Source organism: Streptomyces lasalocidi (assembly GCF_005280215.1).
GTDB classification, from domain to species: Bacteria; Actinomycetota; Actinomycetes; order Streptomycetales; family Streptomycetaceae; genus Streptomyces; species Streptomyces longwoodensis.
On sequence record NZ_SZNQ01000003.1, the window covers coordinates 22,387 to 38,741 of the forward strand.

Below are 16,355 nucleotides of genomic sequence, written 5' to 3' on the forward strand. Positions count from 1 at the left end.
GATGACGGACCCTACCCGCACCCGCGCGGTCCAACTGCCTTTACTCGTAAGCCCGTCGGTGGTGAGGGAAGCGACGGAAGTGGCTTTCCCCGCCCGCATACGGCCACCTCCGCCTGGTGTGGGCGCCCATTGCACCGGTCTTCGTCATCCATCGGCGAACATTCCCGCAAGATCGGCGATCCGCTCGACGGACACAGCGCCGACGTCACCGGCGTGCCCTGCACTGGCTCTAAGAGGGCATCTGATCAAGGTTCACGCCGTTGTAGGTGGGTTGTCCGTTTCAGTTCGCCAGGTTGGTACGGATTCTCGGGTCAGTTCGCGGGACATTTTGTTAGCCGTGGCCCAGTGGATCATTGCCCTCGATCTCTGAGGGAGGGCTTCGTAGTCCCGTGCAAGGCGGCGGTGCTGCATCAGCCAGCCGAAGGTCCGCTCGATCACCCACCGTTTCGGCAGCGGCTCGAACCTCTTCCTCCGTGGCCTCTGTACCACCTCGACGTCGATGCCCAACTGTGCGCCGTTGGTGAAGATGCTGTTCTGGTAACCGCCGTCGGCCCATACCTTGGTCACACTGGGATGTGCCGCGGCCAGGTCGTCGAGCAGGCGCTTGCCGCCGGTGGTGTCGTGCACATTCGCGGCAGTGACGAGGGCTGCCAGCACCAGACCGAGCGTGTCCGTGATCAGGTGCCGCTTGCGTCCCTTGATCTTCTTGCCGGCGTCGATGCCTTGGCTCGTCTCGGCGACGTTTGCCGAGGTCTTCACGCTCTGCGCGTCGACCACGGCCGCGGTGGGTTCCCCACTGCGGCCGTGCGCGCGACGGGTCTTGTCGCGTAACAGGTCGTGGACCTGCTGGGTGGTGCCGTCGGTTTCCCACTTCGCGTAGTAGTCGTAGACGGTCTTGTACGGAGGGAAGTCGTGCGGCAGGTACTCCCACGGAATCCCGGTGCGGTTGACATAGAGGATCGCGTTGACGATCTCTCGCAGGTCGTGCACCCGGGCCGCCGTACCGGGGCCAGTCCGTCTCGCCCGCCAAGCGGTGAAGACCGGCTCGATCAAGGCCCAGCGGGCGTCGGACACGTCACTGCGGTACGGGCGACGAACACTCACGCCTGATCCAACGACCACCAACGACGGCAGTCACACAAACATCCCAGAACACCAACTACCTAGATCAGATGCCCTCTTAGCCCCGGCGGCAGCACGATGGTCAGCTGGGGCAGCGGCAACACGGCACGGGTGCGGAATGTCGAGGCAACGGTGGACCCGGTGCGATCACTGTGCAGATGGGCCAGGGGGCCTTCACCGCCAACCGATGGCGTGCCGCCGGCCCCGTCCCGCGCGCACTCTGTCCGGCGTCCTGAGGGGGCATGCGCCAACGCGAGCCCGGTACTTCCGACCGGGCCGCGTCCTCCCGCCAGTAGCCCACGAGTACCGGCGACTGCGTCACGGCCGCCGACCGGACACGGCCGGGGGCGCCTACCTCAGCCTCCCTTCCGGCATCCGCCCTGCTGACTTCACGCCGCAGTCCCTCCGCCCTGCGGCGGAGGGACTCCTCCGCCGCCCGCGCATCACCACGTCTGTCGATACGCCATCAGGAAAGCGGCATGTCAGGTCCGTCCCCGTCTGTGACCCGATGGCGTTTCCCTCAGCGGCAGGGCGCCTTCACGTCCAAGCCCTCCAGGTAACGGTCTCGTTCCCGGGCGGGCAGGGGCTGGCTCACCAGGCCGCACAGGAGGTCGTGCCAAGCCTCCACGCCGGCCGTGCGGCGGACGATCTTGTGGTCGGGGCCGAGGGTGAGGATGTCGTTGGCTGGGCCGGGCACGACCTGCATGCCCTCGTTAGGCTGCACAGAGCCGGCCGGGGGGTCCGTGGTCCAGACGTCGAGCTGATCGCCGCTACCCGCGTCCAGGACACGTACACCCCGGGTGTTCTCGGTCATGAAGCCCTGGAACAGCAGCTTGCCGTCCCGGCTGAACGCCACGTCAGAGGTGTCGTGCGGCAGATACCCAGTGGCACGCACGCGGCGGCCGGAGGCCAGCCGTACGACGTACACATGGCTTTCCCAGTCGGAGAAGGCTGCCTGCTTTCCCTCATGGTCGACGCTTATGCTCATGGGCTGGGTCTCGGTGGGCAGAGTGGTGTGGGCCACATGCTCGAAGGCCTGGTCGCCGTCCCAGCGCCAGGTATCGACACCATCGCCGTTCAGTATGACCAGGGTCCTGCGGTCCCCGCTCAGGGCGAGGTTGTCGGAGCCCTCTGTTACTTTGCCGCGGGTGCAGGTCCGAGTGTCGAGTACTTCCACGGCGCCGTTCCAGTAGCCGACCACGTATCGGTCGCCCGGGAGGAAGAACACGCCGGGGCGGATGAGCCCGCTGGAGACTCCGTCGGTGGCCCCGCCGCAGTTCGTGCGCTTTCCGGTGCGCAGGTCCCAGATGTCGAACCGCCCTTGGTCCTCGCCGCCTTCCATGCTCTGCATACCGACGTACCGCTTGTTCCCGCTGAGCGTGTAAGCCGTGTCCTCCAGGTTCACCGACAGGTTGGCGTACGGAATCCGGCCGAGCCTGCGGCTAGTGCCCGGATCCCAGAACTCGGTGCGCCCCTCGGTTCGGCGCACCGCCATCCGTCCGTCAGGGGTCAGATCCCCAAAGGTGAAATCCTTGTAGCCCAAGGTGACATGCTGACCCCGTCGGACTCCAGTGGTGAAGAGATTGAGCTCGCCGCCGTAGGAGGCGACGGTTATCTGAGTGCCGTCGGCCGACATGGCAATGGTGCTGGCAGGGCGGACCAGCCTCCCGAGTGTCGTGCCGGGCCGCAGCGCGGTGTCGTAGAGCCGGACCGTGCCGTCCTTACCGCCCACCAGGAAGGTCCCCTTGCCCTCGGCGACCGTCATGTCCTCGTACGGTCCCAAAAGCCGGACGGCCATGCGGCGGCGCCGCTCCAGGTCCCACACCTCAGCACGCCTGGACGTCCGAGTCAGGGCTTTGCGCGCCCCGTCGAACAGCAGGACCTCGCTGTATCTCAAGGCTTCCGCAGTGCCGCCGGACATCCCGGGCAGGGACCGGGCCGCCTCCCAGCTCGCCGAGTCCGTCAGGAACTCCCGGACCTCCCGACGGCCCTTGTCGACCAGGGTCATCCGGGAGCCGTCCGCGGAGAAGCCGATCCCCACCCGTGCGTCGCTCACCGGAAGCCGAGTGATCTCACTCCCGTCGGACGCGCTCCACACGACCACGAACGCTTCGCCCTCGGGGGTGTAGTGCGAGGCCCCCACCCATCGACCGTCGGGCGAGAGGACGAGGGCATAGAGCCCCTGCCCTACGCGGGGGAGGTCTTCTGTGTGCCCCGTAGCCATCGTGCGCAAGAGCTTTCCGGTCCGGGTGTCCCACAGCTGGACCCGGTTGAGGTAGACCTCCGTGGCCAGGACGCGGCCGTCGCGGCTCAACGCCCTGGGCGTGCCCTCGGCGCGCACCACACGCGACTGCTGGGCGGAGCGCACATTGTAGAGGCGTACGCCCTGGACCTGGTCAAACGCCGAGCGGTACGCGGCGGTCATACCGTCCGCGCTGAGGACGACGTCCGTTTCGGCCGGGCGGGTCGCACTCTCCTTGTCCGTCACGGAGTCAGCGTCCGCCTGCAGCCGCCGCCTGGCGTACGGCGCGGCAGCCACGGCCTGGGCCAGGGCACGTCGGGAATCCGGGGTTGACCGGGTCTCCTCGGCGTAAAGAGCGTACTGTGCAGCCTGATTGGGACTGGCGCTGAGCAGTTGCCCGGAGCGAGCCGCGAGCGCCTGTGAGGCAGAGACACGGGCCTGAGCCTGGGCCTCTCGACGCTGCATGTTAGCGTCGAAGAAGCCGTAGACCGCAAGGACGAGCAGCGCCACGAGCAGGGCGATCCCTGACCAGCTCAGCCGTTTGACGAACCGAAGCTGCCGGAAGTCGTCGTGCTCCAACTCCTCCTTGGGGCGGCCACGTAACGGCGAAGCGATGGTGGCGACCGCGGCACGAAACGGCGGGTAGCGCAGGGAGTAGTAGGCCTCCTCGAACTCCCGGAGGTCAACCCAAAGCGGCACGGACGTGAAGCGGCCGGCTAAATTCCGTGGTAAGGAGGTGGTCTTCTGCCAGTCGAAGTCGCCAGCCCTGTCGTCCCACTCGATCTCACCGCTTGCGACGGCGATGATCAAGTGCTCTGAGTCGCGCTCCCGTAGCCAGTAGTCGACTTCCTTGGCCACCCAGGGCGAGGCTGCGGCCTCGGGGGAGGCAAGCAGGATGAGATAGCGGGAGCGTGCCAATTCGCGCTGGATCGACTGCCACAGGTCGTGGGTTGCCGGCAGGCTGGTGACATCGCGGAACACGCTCATCCCCATGGGTCGAAAGCGCGAGACGGCCAGGCGCTCCAGCCCTCGCTGGAGCTTCTTCGCGAGCAGCGCGTTCTTTCTCTGGCTGTATGAGATGAACGCGTCGCGCTGCTTCGCACCGTCCGGTGCCACTGCTCGCACCTCAGCCCTTCCCACGGCACCACCCATGGCCCCCGTGTCCCTGCTGCGTTTTCATTCGCCCCCCCAACGCACTGAGTCAACCTTCATGCGCAGCGAACCCACTGGAGACATACGAGCACACCGGGGCAGCGTCTAGTGGCGGTTCGTAAAACTCGGAGGTAGAGGTCAAATGCTGTGTCCGGTGATGACCGCGTCGATCAGTTGTGTCGCGAACGCTCGCCCGGCATCGCTGCCCACCCGGGTGGGAGGCGGGCAGCGGCGCCGGGTTGGGGCAGGCCGGGTCAGGACACCCTGAGGCAGGGGGTGCCCTGGGCCGCTCCGCTTGTGGTGTAGCCCGTGGCGCATACGGAGCCGGAGCCGGACGTGAAGCTCGTGGAGTAGTAGTTGCCCTTGCCGCCTAACCAGGTCTGGGTGCCGCTGTCGCGGCTCCCGCCGGGCCAGGTAACGTGGAAGTAGCCGGTGAAGGTGGTGTTTCGCGCCCAGGCCTGGACCAGCACCGTGCCGCCCGCGTTGCCGGCGACGTAGATGCAGACGTTGTTGTTGCAGCCGGTGGCGGACTTCAGGGCTACGGCGTCGGCTGCGCCGCCGGTGCCGAGGGCCAGGGCCGCGGTGGCCGTGGCGAGAGCGATAGCAGCCGTGGTGGTGCGCAAGCGCGTCCTCATGTCTTCTCCAGAGGTCGGGTGAATCGGTGTGCTCATACTTGCCGCGCCCAGGCTGCCTGGACGTGTGTGTTGCACCCGCTTGTCTGCTGTGCAACACCCAGGCCAGAACGTCCCCGCGCAGCTACACGCACGCGCTCTCCCGCACGGCACGGGCCAGCTCAACCCACCAGCCCGACATACTGCGCAACGGCTCGGACTGCGGGTGGGTGTGGGCCAGGCGCCGGAGCACATCCAGTTCTCCACTCATCGCGGCGTTGTACACGAAGCGTTTCAGAGCCGACCGGACGCTGGGGCCGGGATGCTCCCGCCAGCGCTCCTCCAGGCGTCGCAAGGCTGCCTGCCAGTAGCCGGCAGGGCTGTGGCCGCCGATGTGCCCGAGCGCATGCACCGCCGCCTGTTCGACCTCATGGGGCAGTCCACGGGCCAGAGTAAGCCGCGCAACAGTCGGTCGCTGGCCTGGCCCGCCCAACACCCGGAGTGCGTATAAGGCCGGCACGGCGCGCTCGGTCACTTGAACCATGCCGGGCACACGCAGCTCTTCGCAAAGCGCCTCGGCCACCGTGCTGCCGTAGGGACTGGCGTCCAGGAGCATCGCTGTGTAAAGCCGGACGTCCGCCACGGGGTGGTGCAGAACGTCGTCGATGAAACCGCGCAGCATCGCGTCGGGGGCGGGCCCCGGGCCGTCGGAGACGCGGGCCGACATGCGGGCCAGCACGACCTGAGCAGCATGGGGCTCGACGAGGCACCCGTGCCGCACGATGTTGCAGGTCACGGGCCACTCGCACGCCATCTCGGCCAGACGTGCCGCGCGGGCTGATGACAGCTGGAGCTGGTGCAGCAGCACGGCAGCGGCCTCACCCTCGAGCCGGCCGGAGGTCTTCCCCAGGACGCCGGACACCACCTCAGCAACGACGGCAGATTGCCGACCGGAGAAGTGACGCCTGCGGTTCTTGCGGTGGCTGGCCAGCAGTGCCCCGTAGAAGGTCTCCGAAGCGATCGGGTCGGTCAACTGGCGCAGGACCTGCCGGGCGGCCTGCGGGTGGGCACTGGCCTCGAGCATGCTGACGACCTCGATCAATCCCGCGTGTTCGGGGCACGCCAGCACGGTTTCGCACGCCTCGACAGCGTCCGTCGTCCACATCTCGTTGGCCATCAGCCGCCCGACTGCTTCGTAACGTCGCCGCCAGGCCACGCCGTCCGAGACCAGCATCTCCTCCAGCAGTCGCCGTGCTACGGACTGCCGGACGCGGCCCGGCCCCACCACAACCCCGGGAGCGGTCACGAGTGTGGTCAGGTCGTCCCAGTCCCCGCCTGCCAAGATGTCGCCGTCCAGTACCCGGTCCAGCAGGGCGTCCAGTCGCCGTCCGGTCGCGCGATCCCCGGTGCTCGTGGGCTGGGCAGGCCGCAGGAAGGCTACAGCTGACCGTCCTCCGTCGTAGCGGGCCATCACGTCGATCACAGACAGCAGATGGTGGGACGGCAGCCCGAGGATGTCCTCGTACCGCCGCACGACGCCGCGGTCCACAGCGGTCCGTCCGGTCTCCCAGCGCGACACCGAACTCGGGCTGGCGTCACCGCCCACGGCAGTGAGGGCGCGCGCGAAGCCCCGCAGTCCCCGCAGTACGGCATCGCCATGGCACTGCCGGTGGGCTCTCAGCAACCAGCCCGCCCTGGCCCGCCAGGACGGCATAGGGATGACTGCGGCTAGTGATAAGTCTCCAGTGTTGCCTTCCCGACGTGACACCATGCCCTCCTCCTCGATCAGCCCGGCACCACCCTGAGGTCCTCAGCCGTTCCTGAACGAGGGACATTCGCGTCATCGTGCCTCCGAAGCGACGCGATGCCGAGTGCACGGACGTCGTGGCCATTCCGGCTGAGCTGACGGCGGGCTGTGCCCCCGTCGGCGCTGGTGCCTTCGGTCACCGGATGTCACCGTCGGAGCAAGTGCGCGTGGCGTGGCTGGAGTTGCGGGCCCACGCTGTCCGGAATCAGACCTGTCACTGGCTTCTGCGGCGCACGCCTCGTCTTGCTTTCCCTGATTCGGTCCAGCATTCGGCCCCGTCCACCGGACGGCCGTACCTGGGCAGGACGGATGCCGAGGTGCTGAACTATTGGGCGGGTCCGCCCCCCGTTGACCGGCTTGCCATCAAGGCTGCTGCACGCGGCTGAGAGTGATGTAGGCGTACCCTTCGCCCGCGCGAGGCGCCCGGTCCAGAACCGGCTGGTGGACGTACCAAGTCTTCCCTGGGCCAGTGCCAAACGGGGCAGTGAAAGACCCAGTTTCGTGGCAGGGTTGGAGGGTGGCCTTGCTGGACGCACCGGCGGCCAGCAGCTTGGCGAGCAGAAGGGTGTGGAAGATGTCGGCCTGTTCCAGCTCGAACCGTCAGCCCCTGCTGTAGCCGTAGGTGGCGTCCGCCGTCACCCAGCCGATCGGGATCCGGTCCGTGACGGCCTTGCGGACCATGGCCTTGGCCATGGCCACCTTCGTCTCGGAGGCGACCTCGTCGCCGATGCTGGCCCGCCGGCAGCGTTCCCGGTCGTCCGTCCACGACGTGGGCAGATACAATCGCCGGTCGTTCAGCATGCGGCCGCGGCCGGTGGCGTAAGCGGGGAACACATCGATCTGACAGTTCTCGGTCCGGCCGGCGGTGCCGGAGTACTGCCATTGCACCCGGCCGATCGCAGGCCCTTCTTCAGGAAGCCGGTGTCGTCGACGATCAGCTGACGGCCCGCACCGTTACACCCCAGCCGGCGGTAGAAGCGCCCTATGCGGTCGCCGACCGTGCAGCGCGCCACGCCGACTCGGCCGAGGCCGTGCTGAGCGCCGCGGCCCTGCTCGGCGCCCAGGTGGACGTCTTACACCGCAGATCCAAGGGCCTGCGGCCCGGCCCATTGCGAAGACCCGTCGCGGGAACGTGGCGGGTGCGGATAGCGCACCTGTTCGTGCACACCGTGCCCCTCGTCCTTTTCAGCCTTGCCTGCATCATCGCCGTGGTCTGCGGTCCCGGTCACGCGTCGGACTTCTTCACCGGCCGCTGGCCGTCGCTGACGGGCGCCACCGCGACGCGCTCCTGGGTGGCTCTGGGCCTGTCAGGCGCGCTGCTCGCGATCGGCGCCTACTTCGCACTGCGCTACTGGCCATGGATGCCTCCCACCCACTGGCTTCTGCTCGCCTTCGCTCAGCGCCGCACCCAGGGACTGCGTAGCCGCCGCGGCCCGCGCCGGATCGTGTCCCCGGCGGGGACGGCCCCGCACCAGGCCAGACGTGGTCCTGGCCGACAAGGCGTATTCCTCCCGCGCGATCCGCGAGTACCTTCGCAAACGCGGATCCGGTACTGGGTGCTGAGGCTCTACCCGTACCGACGGCTCGACAAGAGTCCGGGCCACGGACGGCGAACCGGCCAAACCCTGCCGAATATGGCGCTACAAGCCTTTAACGGACGGCGTCTTTTCGGACAGTCCTTATCGAGGCTATTGACTGCCACCCACCCCTTCACTCAAGATCATTAAATAAACTCCCACTGGGGGAGTTGGGGAAGGAATACCCGTGAGGATATCCGGTAGATCGATCGTTCTCGGCCTTTCGAGCCTGGCGCTGGCAGTATTGAGCTTCGCCACGCCGGCCGCGGCAGACACCTCTCAGGCTGCCACCGTTATGGCGAACGGTACTGTGGTCGCCGCGGATGGTGCCGAGCTCGGCCAGGTCACCCTCCACGAGCGTGGGGACGGGACGAAGCCGCCCGCGGAGCTGGGGAACCCGTTAAAATGGGGTGCGGTGGTGATCAAGACGGACGGTTCGGCCGTTAGCCCCCAGGGCTGCGTCAGTGCGAGTGGCGGCAATTGGTGCTACGGCTACAACACAACCACCGACGGAAAGTACTGCTATTCGAACTACTATCACGCCACGAAGATGCACCATTCCACGGTCAAGATCGGCGGGGGTTCGAATAGCGCTTACGCATTTGCTGGCCAAACCTCCTACGCCAACCGGACGGCGGGCGCTGCCTACACCTGCGAAACCTACTACAGTGTTGATGAGTAGGTTCTGGTCTCCGCATTACGCGGAGACACCCTCGCACAGGTAGGGCAGGTTGGTGCGCCACTCGAGACTTTTCTGCCGCTCGCTCAGTCTCCGAGTGGCGCCATCTCCTGCTTTTAATTAATTACGAACAGGGAGGAAAAAATCCCCCACTTTACGCTTACTCGCGTTGCGCCACTCGCAGGGTCCCTCGGGGTCGGTTTCCTGTTTGGACTAGCGGGCCCCCTTGCCGAGAAATGGGAAAATCCTGTTTGCGCCTCTTTGAGTGTCATTTTTTCCGATGGATGGTCATGGGTTTGTTATGCACTCTTGGTGGGCTTTTTTGGCCGATCCAAAGTTGAGGCAATGCTACTTGCATCTTCGGGGTTGGCTGTCGGTGTAGTCACATACTATGTATTCAAAGACTTGAGTCCCACCATCCCGACGGGACTGGAGTCCGGCGTCACTGGTGGAATAAATTACTCTAGCATGCTCGTATGGGGAACAGCGGCCTTTATCCTTGGGGCACCCCTCGGGCTCTTAGGTAACCTGGCGCGAATTCCAAGCGTTGGCGGTCTCCCGTTCCGACTGATTGGTCCGCTCGTAGCACTTGTCGAGACCTCCATGCGGCTGGCTGCAGAGGCGGATGGGCAACGCGCGGCCGTTGGCTTTACATGGAATGTGATTCGACTTGTTGCGGGCACTGTTGTCGTGACTCTGATAATTCATGCCATCCGGAATAGGTGGCACTCTCGGCGCACTCTTTCCGCGGAGTCGGATGAGCGTCGCGTCACACGAAATGTTCCGTCTTTGTGACATTCTGGACTCCAATCTCAGCTGGTGCCGGCGGTCCGGTGGTTGGTCCGCCACCGCCGCGGTGCCCCGGCCGTCCACTCGACCGTCGCAGCCGCGTGCCCTGCCAGCCCCTCGTCCCGCCTCGGCCGTCATACCCGCGGCGCCGCCGTGCCTGCCATGAAGTCAGCGTCCCACTGCGCCAGCCCGGCCGGGCTCTCATCGGCCAGTGCGCCCAGTGAGCGTTTTCAGCGTGGCCACTGATCGGGTGACGCCGGTCAGGTCGAGGTGAGGGCCGCAACGCACAAAGCCCCCATGCCGTTGAGGGAGGTGTTCGACGTCTCAACCCACCGGCACAGGAGCCCTGTTGGTTCCCTATCCTGCCGCACTCGACCTCCCTCACGCCTTGGTCGAGTGGGTCACCATGCTCATCGTCACCCGCGAGGGTGACCGACGGTGCAAACTCCCGCCGCACCAGCGCGCGCTCGTCGCTCTGGTGTACCTGCGCCGCCACGACACCCTCGCCCGGATCGCGGCCGAGTTCGGGATATCCGTCGGCACCGTCCACGCGTACGTCACCAGCGTGACCGGCCTGCTCGCCGAACGAGCCCCTGGCCTGCTCAAGACGCTGCGCGAGGCGCGATCCGGACGTCGTTCTCCTGGACGGCACTCTCGCCGAGTGCGACCGCGTCGGTGACAGCCGGGCGGACTACTCGGCCAAGCACCGCCGGCACGGCGTGAACGTCCAGGTCCTCACGGATCCGGCCGGCAAGCTGCTTTGGATCTCGCCCGCCCTGCCGGGTCGCACCCACGATCTGACCGCAGCCCGCACCCATCGCATCATCCGCACCTGCGAACGCCAAGGCGTCCCTGTCCTCGCCGACCGTGCCTACACCGGCGCCGGCCCCTGGGTCACCACTGGACTCAAACGCCCACCGGGCGGCGAGCTCACCCCCACCCAGCGCACCGTCAACCGGGCCCTGGCCACAGCCCGGGCACCGGTCGAACGCGGCATGGCACGGCTGAAGACTTGGCAGATCTTCCGCAGATCCCACATCAGCCCGAACCGCATGACCGTCATCGCCAAAGCCGTCCTCACCCTGGAGAGGCAACACTGAAAACGCTCAGTCATGGTGTATCGGTGCCCCGCTCCGCCGTCCGCCTGCCGCGCGGGCGGCCAGCGCCACTGGCAGTCACACGCAGGAACCCGTAACCAGCCCCCATTCCGTCACCGTCGCATCCCGGTGCGGAGGCAACCTGCCGGCCAACCCTCACAACTGGACCACGTCCAAGGGCACCGCGCGGTCTTCGGTTATCCGGGCTTCCGGCTTGGCGTCCGGTGGTACGTCTACGGCAACCAGTGGGCGGCTCTGCAGGTGATGGGCTTCGACAGTCACAGGAACCGGCACTGGTACAAGTGCGGCTCGGGCGGCGGTTACTGCAAGGTACCGTCGGGCCACGTCGTTGCCACCCCCAAGGTTCGGGCCTCACGACACCGTGGTCACCCGCTGGGCGATCGGCCACCCCGTCCACGACCTGTTCAACGGCCTTGCCCGGCAGAAATGGAAACGTCGTTCCTGCGGCAACGGAGCTCACGGCCTGCGGATTGACGACTGGGCACGCGTCGAGGTGCGGCCCTGGCACCGACACGACCGCCGCCACTGGGTGATCGCCCGCCGCAGCGTCGCCCGCCCGCAGGAGATCTCCTACTACATCGCCTACTGCCCCGCCCAGACCACCCTGGATGACCTGATTCGCATCCGCAGCCGTTGAGCCATCGAAAAGTGCTTCCAGAGCGCCAAGCAGAAATGCGGCCTGGACGACTACCAGGTCCGCCGCTATCCCGGCTGGCACCGCCACATGACCATGGCTGTGGTCGCTCACGCCTGCCTGACCGTCCTGCGAGCTCAAGAACTGGATGCCGGGAAAGCAGAAACGGATCCCCCAGCTCATCTAGCTCATCTACCTCAGCCTCGCCGAGATACGACGGCTGATCACCCGCCTCACCCACCGCCGGCCCACACCTGTCGAGCACATCTTGCACTGGTCGACCTGGCGCCGACGACGACAACACCAAGCCCGAACCAATCACTACAAACGGCGCGGACACAGTCCCCGACTTGGCCAGCAGTCACGGCAAGCACCGTTGCAGCACTAGGCCGACCCGTTCCAGCGTCAACAGGTCCGCCTCGAACCTGTGCGCCTGGGCGCCCAGCTCCAGCGCAGTACGAACCGCTTCGACCTGAGCGTCGTCCAGCTTCGGCGGGCGACCGGGAGCCGAACGCCGCCGCAGTGCCTGAACCCCACCCGGCTCCCACAGGCGCACACTCTCGGGATGCATCCCCACTGCCCGGGCAACCTCGGATGAAGGACGTCCCTGCTCGAACGACTCGGCCGCGCGCATGCGCCGGGCCTCGGCCAACTGGGGCCGCGTCAACGGCAGAACGGAGACACCGGCAACAGCACCTTGCGGCTTGTAAGACACACCATCATGCTCACACCGCTGAAGCTCCTGCACCCACAGAACTAACGAAAAACTCAGTATTCTGGAACGGCCTGTACTCCTCGCGCCCGTGGGGATGGTCCCCAGCGAGTCACGTTCGCCGTCGTGGACCGCAAGTGCTCCCCGCATCGGCGGGGATCGTTCCGCTTACCAGCCTCGGCGGGAAATCCGCCAGTTGCCCGAATTTCAGATAGAACACTGGTAAAGCGCTGCGTAGTCGAGGTTGTGTCGGTGGCGTGCCAGGCGTCTCGTAACAGCCGGACGCGCCGCCGTTTCATCACCTTCCATTGCAAGTCGACAGCCGTCGGAACGGGGCGGTACGAGTGCGCTGGCCGCGCAGTGGTTGGAAGATGGGTGGCCGGCAGCTCAGGCATGGTCAAAGTGCCCCGCCTGGTCCCGGACGAACTGGGAGCCCGCAGTGAGGTCGACTGGTCGAGACACGCGAGCGACTCGTTGAACATAGGAATCCGTGCTTAACGGCGCGGCATTGTAGTGAACGCCGCAGACTAACGCTCATGCAAAGCCTCTATGCGAGGTTTGTTCTGGCAGAGTCAAGGCCTGTGTGAAGGGTGCGCGAAGCCGGCACGCCCTATCGGCCGGACGAACCAGGACTTGTCATGACTAACGCACGAGGTGGCCCAGGTCGCCATGCGGATCCAGGTGCCTCGGACAGTGCGCCGTGCTTTCTGATCAGCCCCGCGGAAATGTGCGGCACCGTCGCCATGTCGGCCGTATGACGTCCGCCGGGCTGCGCGCCGAGGGCGCGGGGCCCTTCACCACCCGGCTCACCTGGCAGCCGCCCGGCGGGGGCACCGCCGTGTGGGAGTCGCGGCCCGCCCGGCGCCGCGGCGTCATCGCGGTCCGCCCGCCCAGCGCGTCGGCCGGCCGCGACGTCAGCGCCGACGACCTCACCCTCGGCCGGCTGCGCCGGCTCAACGCCCTCGCCGCGACCGCCTTCGTCCTCGGTGGTGCGCTGTTCGCGGCCGGTGCCGCCATCGCCCAGTTCGGCTCCGGCGACGCCACTACCTGCGCCTCGGTCTACTTCGCCGGCGGCCTGTTCTTCAACACCGGCGGCTACGTCTGCCTGCTGCAGGTCGTCAACGCGCCCCGCCACGAACCCGGCGGCGAGGGCCGCCTGGTCACCCGCGGCTGGCGCTGGTGGAGTTATGAGCCGGGGCGGGTCGACTGGCTGAGCACCTTCGTGCTGTTCGCCGGGACGCTGGTGTTCGCCGTCGACCTGCTGGACTCCTTCCTGCGCGGGCTGGACGTCCAGCAGGTCAACCGGCTCGTCTGGGCGCCGGACGTGATCGGCTGCCTGCTGTTCCTGATCTCCGGCCACCTGGCCTTCGTCGAGATCTGCCACCGCGCACGGCCTTGCCTGCGCTCGCGCAGCCTCGGCTGGTGGATCACCGCCGTGAACCAGCTCGGCTCCGTCCTGTTCATGGTCTCGGCGATCGCCGCCTACACCCGCCCGGCCACCGGCAGCCTGGTCAACGCCGACATCGCCGACTGGGACACGCTGCTGGGCGCCGGGTGCTTCAGCGCGGGCGGCCTGCTCCAGCTGTACGAGCGTCCCTGACCCGGTCGCCGACGGGTTCCAGGCGTACGACGATGCCCTTCGACGTGGGCTGGTTGCTCAGGTCGGCGACGCTGTCCAGCGGCACCAGGACGTTCGTCTCCGGGTAGTAGGCGGCGGCCGAACCCTTGGCCGCCGGGTAGGGCACGACCTCGAAGTTCTCGGCCCGGCGCTCGGTGCCGTCCTCCCAGATGCTCACCAGGTCCACCCGGTCGCCCTGCTCGAGGCCGAGTGCGGACAGGTCGGCCGGGTTGACCAGGACGACGTGGCGGCTGCCGTGGATGCCGCGGTAGCGGTCGTTGTTGGTGTACGGGACGGTGTTCCACTGGTCGTGCGAGCGCAGGGTCTGCAGCAGCAGGTGTCCCTCGGGGGCCCGGGGGACCACCGGCTCGTTGCAGGTGAAGCGGGCCTTGCCGGTCTCGGTGCGGAACACGCCCTCGTTGACCGGGTTGGGCAGCTGGAAGCCTCCCGGACGGCTCACCCGGGCGTTGAAGTCGTGGAAGCCCGGCACGATCCGGGAGATGCTGTCGCGGATGGTGTGGTAGTCGCCCTCGAACTTCGCCCAGGGGATGTTCCCCACGCCGTCGACGCTCAGCCGGGCGAGCCGGCACAGGATGGCGACCTCGCTCAGCAGCATGCGCGAGGCCGGCTCGATCCGTCCCCGGGAGGTGTGCACCTCGCTCATGGAGTTCTCGACGGTGACGAACTGCTCGCCGTCGGCCTGCACGTCACGCTCGGTGCGGCCCAGCGTCGGCAGGATCAGGGCGGTGTCGCCGCAGACGGTGTGCGAGCGGTTGAGCTTGGTGGAGATGTGCGCGGTCAGCCGGCACGAACGCATCGCCTTCTCGGTGACGTCGCTGTCGGGCGCCGCGCGCACGAAGTTCCCGGCCAGGGCGAGGAAGACCTTGACGCGGCCTTCCAGCATCGCCTTGATCGACTTCACCGAGTCCAGGCCGTGCGGGCGCGGCGGGTCGAAGCCGAACTCCTCCCGCAGGGCGTCCAGGAAGCTGTCCGGCATCTGCTCCCAGATGCCCATGGTGCGGTCGCCCTGGACGTTGCTGTGGCCGCGCACCGGGCAGACGCCCGTGCCCGCGCGCCCCAGATTGCCGCGCAGCAGCAGGAAGTTGACGATCTCCCGGATGGTGGGTACGCCGTGCTTGTGCTGGGTGATGCCCATCGCCCAGCACACGACGACGCGTTCGCTGGCGAGGACCTCGTCGCGGACCTTCTCGATCTCCTCGCGGGTCAGCCCCGTCGCGGCGCGCACGTCGTCCCAGTCGACGGTGCGGGCGTGCCGGGCGAACTCCTCGAAGCCGGAGGTGTGGGCGTCGATGAAGTCGTGGTCCAGGACGGTGCCGGGACGCGCGTCCTCCGCCTCCAGCAGCAGCCGGTTCAGGGCCTGGAACAGGGCGAGGTCCCCGCCCGGCTTGATGTGCAGGAAGCGGTCGGCGATCTGGGTGCCGCGCCCGATGACGCCGCGCGGCTTCTGCGGGTTCTTGAAGCGCCGCAGGCCCGCCTCCGGCAGCGGGTTGACCGCCACGATGCGGCCGCCGTTGCGCTTGGCCTCCTCCAGGGCGGAGAGCTGGCGCGGGTGGTTGCTGCCCGGGTTCTGCCCCACCAGGAAGATCAGCTCCGCGTGGTGCAGGTCGTCCAGGCTCACGGTGCCCTTGCCGACGCCGAGCGTCTCGTTCAGGGCGAAGCCGCTGGATTCGTGGCACATGTTGCTGCAGTCGGGCAGGTTGTTGGTGCCCAGGGCGCGGGCGAAGAGCTGGAAGACGAAGGCGGCTTCGTTGCTGGCCCGGCCGGAGGTGTAGAAGACCGCCTCGTCGGGAGAGTCCAGACCTTTGAGTTCCTGCGCGAGGACACCCAGGGCGTCGCTCCAGCCGATGGGCTCGTAGTGGTCCGAGCCGGGCCGCTTGATCATCGGCTCGGTGAGCCGGCCCTGCTGGTTGAGCCACATGTCGGAACGGGCCGCCAGGTCGGACACGCTGTGCTCGCGGAAGAAGTCGGCGGTGATCCGGCGCGTGGTGGCCTCGTCGTTGATGTGCTTGGCGCCGTTCTCGCAGTACTCGTTGCGGTGGCGCTGCCCGGGGGCGGGGTCCGCCCACGCGCATCCGGGGCAGTCGATCCCGCCCACCTGGTTCATGGTGAGCAGGTCGACCCCGGTCTTGCGCGGGGAGGTCTGCTCCAGGGAGTACTCCAGCGCGTGCACGACGGCGGGGACCCCGGCCGCCCACTTCTTCGGCGGTGTCACGGAGAGGGAGGTCTCCGGCTCCTCACCGGGCGGGTTCTGCATCGCTTGGCCTTTCTCTTGC

8 protein-coding genes and 4 pseudogenes are annotated in these 16,355 nt (G+C 67.4%); 5 read left to right on the forward strand and 7 right to left on the reverse strand.

The window, feature by feature from the left end; translation table 11 throughout:
- Positions 1-252: 252 nt before the first annotated feature.
- From E4U91_RS35515 to E4U91_RS35535, 5 genes and pseudogenes are all read right to left on the reverse strand, one after another.
- Positions 253-1,104, reverse strand: a complete 852-nt coding sequence (locus E4U91_RS35515; protein WP_137311206.1) for an IS5 family transposase — start codon at positions 1,102-1,104, stop codon at positions 253-255.
- Between the two features lie 538 nt (positions 1,105-1,642).
- On the reverse strand, positions 1,643-4,480 hold the full coding sequence (locus E4U91_RS35520; RefSeq protein WP_241678936.1) for a TIR domain-containing protein: 2,838 nt from the start codon (positions 4,478-4,480) through the stop codon (positions 1,643-1,645).
- Positions 4,481-4,770: 290 nt separating this feature from the next.
- A complete protein-coding gene (locus E4U91_RS35525) occupies positions 4,771-5,151 on the reverse strand; it encodes a hypothetical protein (protein ID WP_137311208.1) in 381 nt (126 codons plus the stop codon).
- A gap of 121 nt (positions 5,152-5,272) precedes the next feature.
- Positions 5,273-6,733 (reverse strand): hypothetical protein, encoded by a 1,461-nt coding sequence (locus tag E4U91_RS35530; RefSeq protein ID WP_137311209.1) that lies wholly within the window; start codon positions 6,731-6,733, stop codon positions 5,273-5,275.
- Between the two features lie 816 nt (positions 6,734-7,549).
- Positions 7,550-7,872, reverse strand: a pseudogene (locus E4U91_RS35535) (transposase); the annotation flags it as partial.
- A 520-nt stretch (positions 7,873-8,392) separates the two neighbouring features.
- Between E4U91_RS35535 and E4U91_RS35540 the strand changes: the two are divergent.
- From E4U91_RS35540 to E4U91_RS35560, 4 genes and pseudogenes are all read left to right on the forward strand, one after another.
- Positions 8,393-8,479 (forward strand): annotated as a pseudogene (locus tag E4U91_RS35540) (IS5 family transposase); the annotation flags it as partial.
- Between the two features lie 219 nt (positions 8,480-8,698).
- Complete coding sequence (locus E4U91_RS35545; RefSeq protein ID WP_137311210.1) at positions 8,699-9,193, forward strand: lactococcin 972 family bacteriocin; 495 nt, start codon at positions 8,699-8,701, stop codon at positions 9,191-9,193.
- 1,135 nt (positions 9,194-10,328) lie between these two features.
- Positions 10,329-11,079 (forward strand): annotated as a pseudogene (locus E4U91_RS35555) (transposase).
- 370 nt (positions 11,080-11,449) lie between these two features.
- Positions 11,450-11,955: pseudogene (locus tag E4U91_RS35560) on the forward strand (IS701 family transposase); the annotation flags it as partial.
- Between the two features lie 137 nt (positions 11,956-12,092).
- On the opposite strand, the gene E4U91_RS38325 reads toward E4U91_RS35560, so the two are convergent.
- Positions 12,093-12,446 (reverse strand): helix-turn-helix domain-containing protein, encoded by a 354-nt coding sequence (locus E4U91_RS38325; protein WP_168218301.1) that lies wholly within the window; start codon positions 12,444-12,446, stop codon positions 12,093-12,095.
- 751 nt (positions 12,447-13,197) lie between these two features.
- On the opposite strand from E4U91_RS38325, the gene E4U91_RS35570 reads away from it, so the two are divergent.
- Positions 13,198-14,043: a hypothetical protein gene (locus E4U91_RS35570; protein WP_137311211.1), complete on the forward strand. Its 846-nt coding sequence runs from the start codon at positions 13,198-13,200 to the stop codon at positions 14,041-14,043.
- On the opposite strand, the gene E4U91_RS35575 is transcribed toward E4U91_RS35570, so the two are convergent.
- Positions 14,003-16,336 (reverse strand): FdhF/YdeP family oxidoreductase, encoded by a 2,334-nt coding sequence (locus tag E4U91_RS35575; protein WP_137311212.1) that lies wholly within the window; start codon positions 16,334-16,336, stop codon positions 14,003-14,005. The genes E4U91_RS35570 and E4U91_RS35575 overlap by 41 nt on opposite strands.
- Positions 16,337-16,355 lie beyond the last annotated feature (19 nt).

What these genes read in the sequence shown, in the direction of transcription:
- E4U91_RS35525 (WP_137311208.1), bottom strand. Translation starts at nt 5,151, where the DNA reads ATGAGGACGCGCTTGCGCACCACCACGGCTGCTATCGCTCTCGCCACG.
- E4U91_RS35570 (WP_137311211.1), top strand. Translation starts at nt 13,198, where the DNA reads ATGACGTCCGCCGGGCTGCGCGCCGAGGGCGCGGGGCCCTTCACCACC.
- E4U91_RS35575 (WP_137311212.1), bottom strand. Translation starts at nt 16,336, where the DNA reads ATGCAGAACCCGCCCGGTGAGGAGCCGGAGACCTCCCTCTCCGTGACA.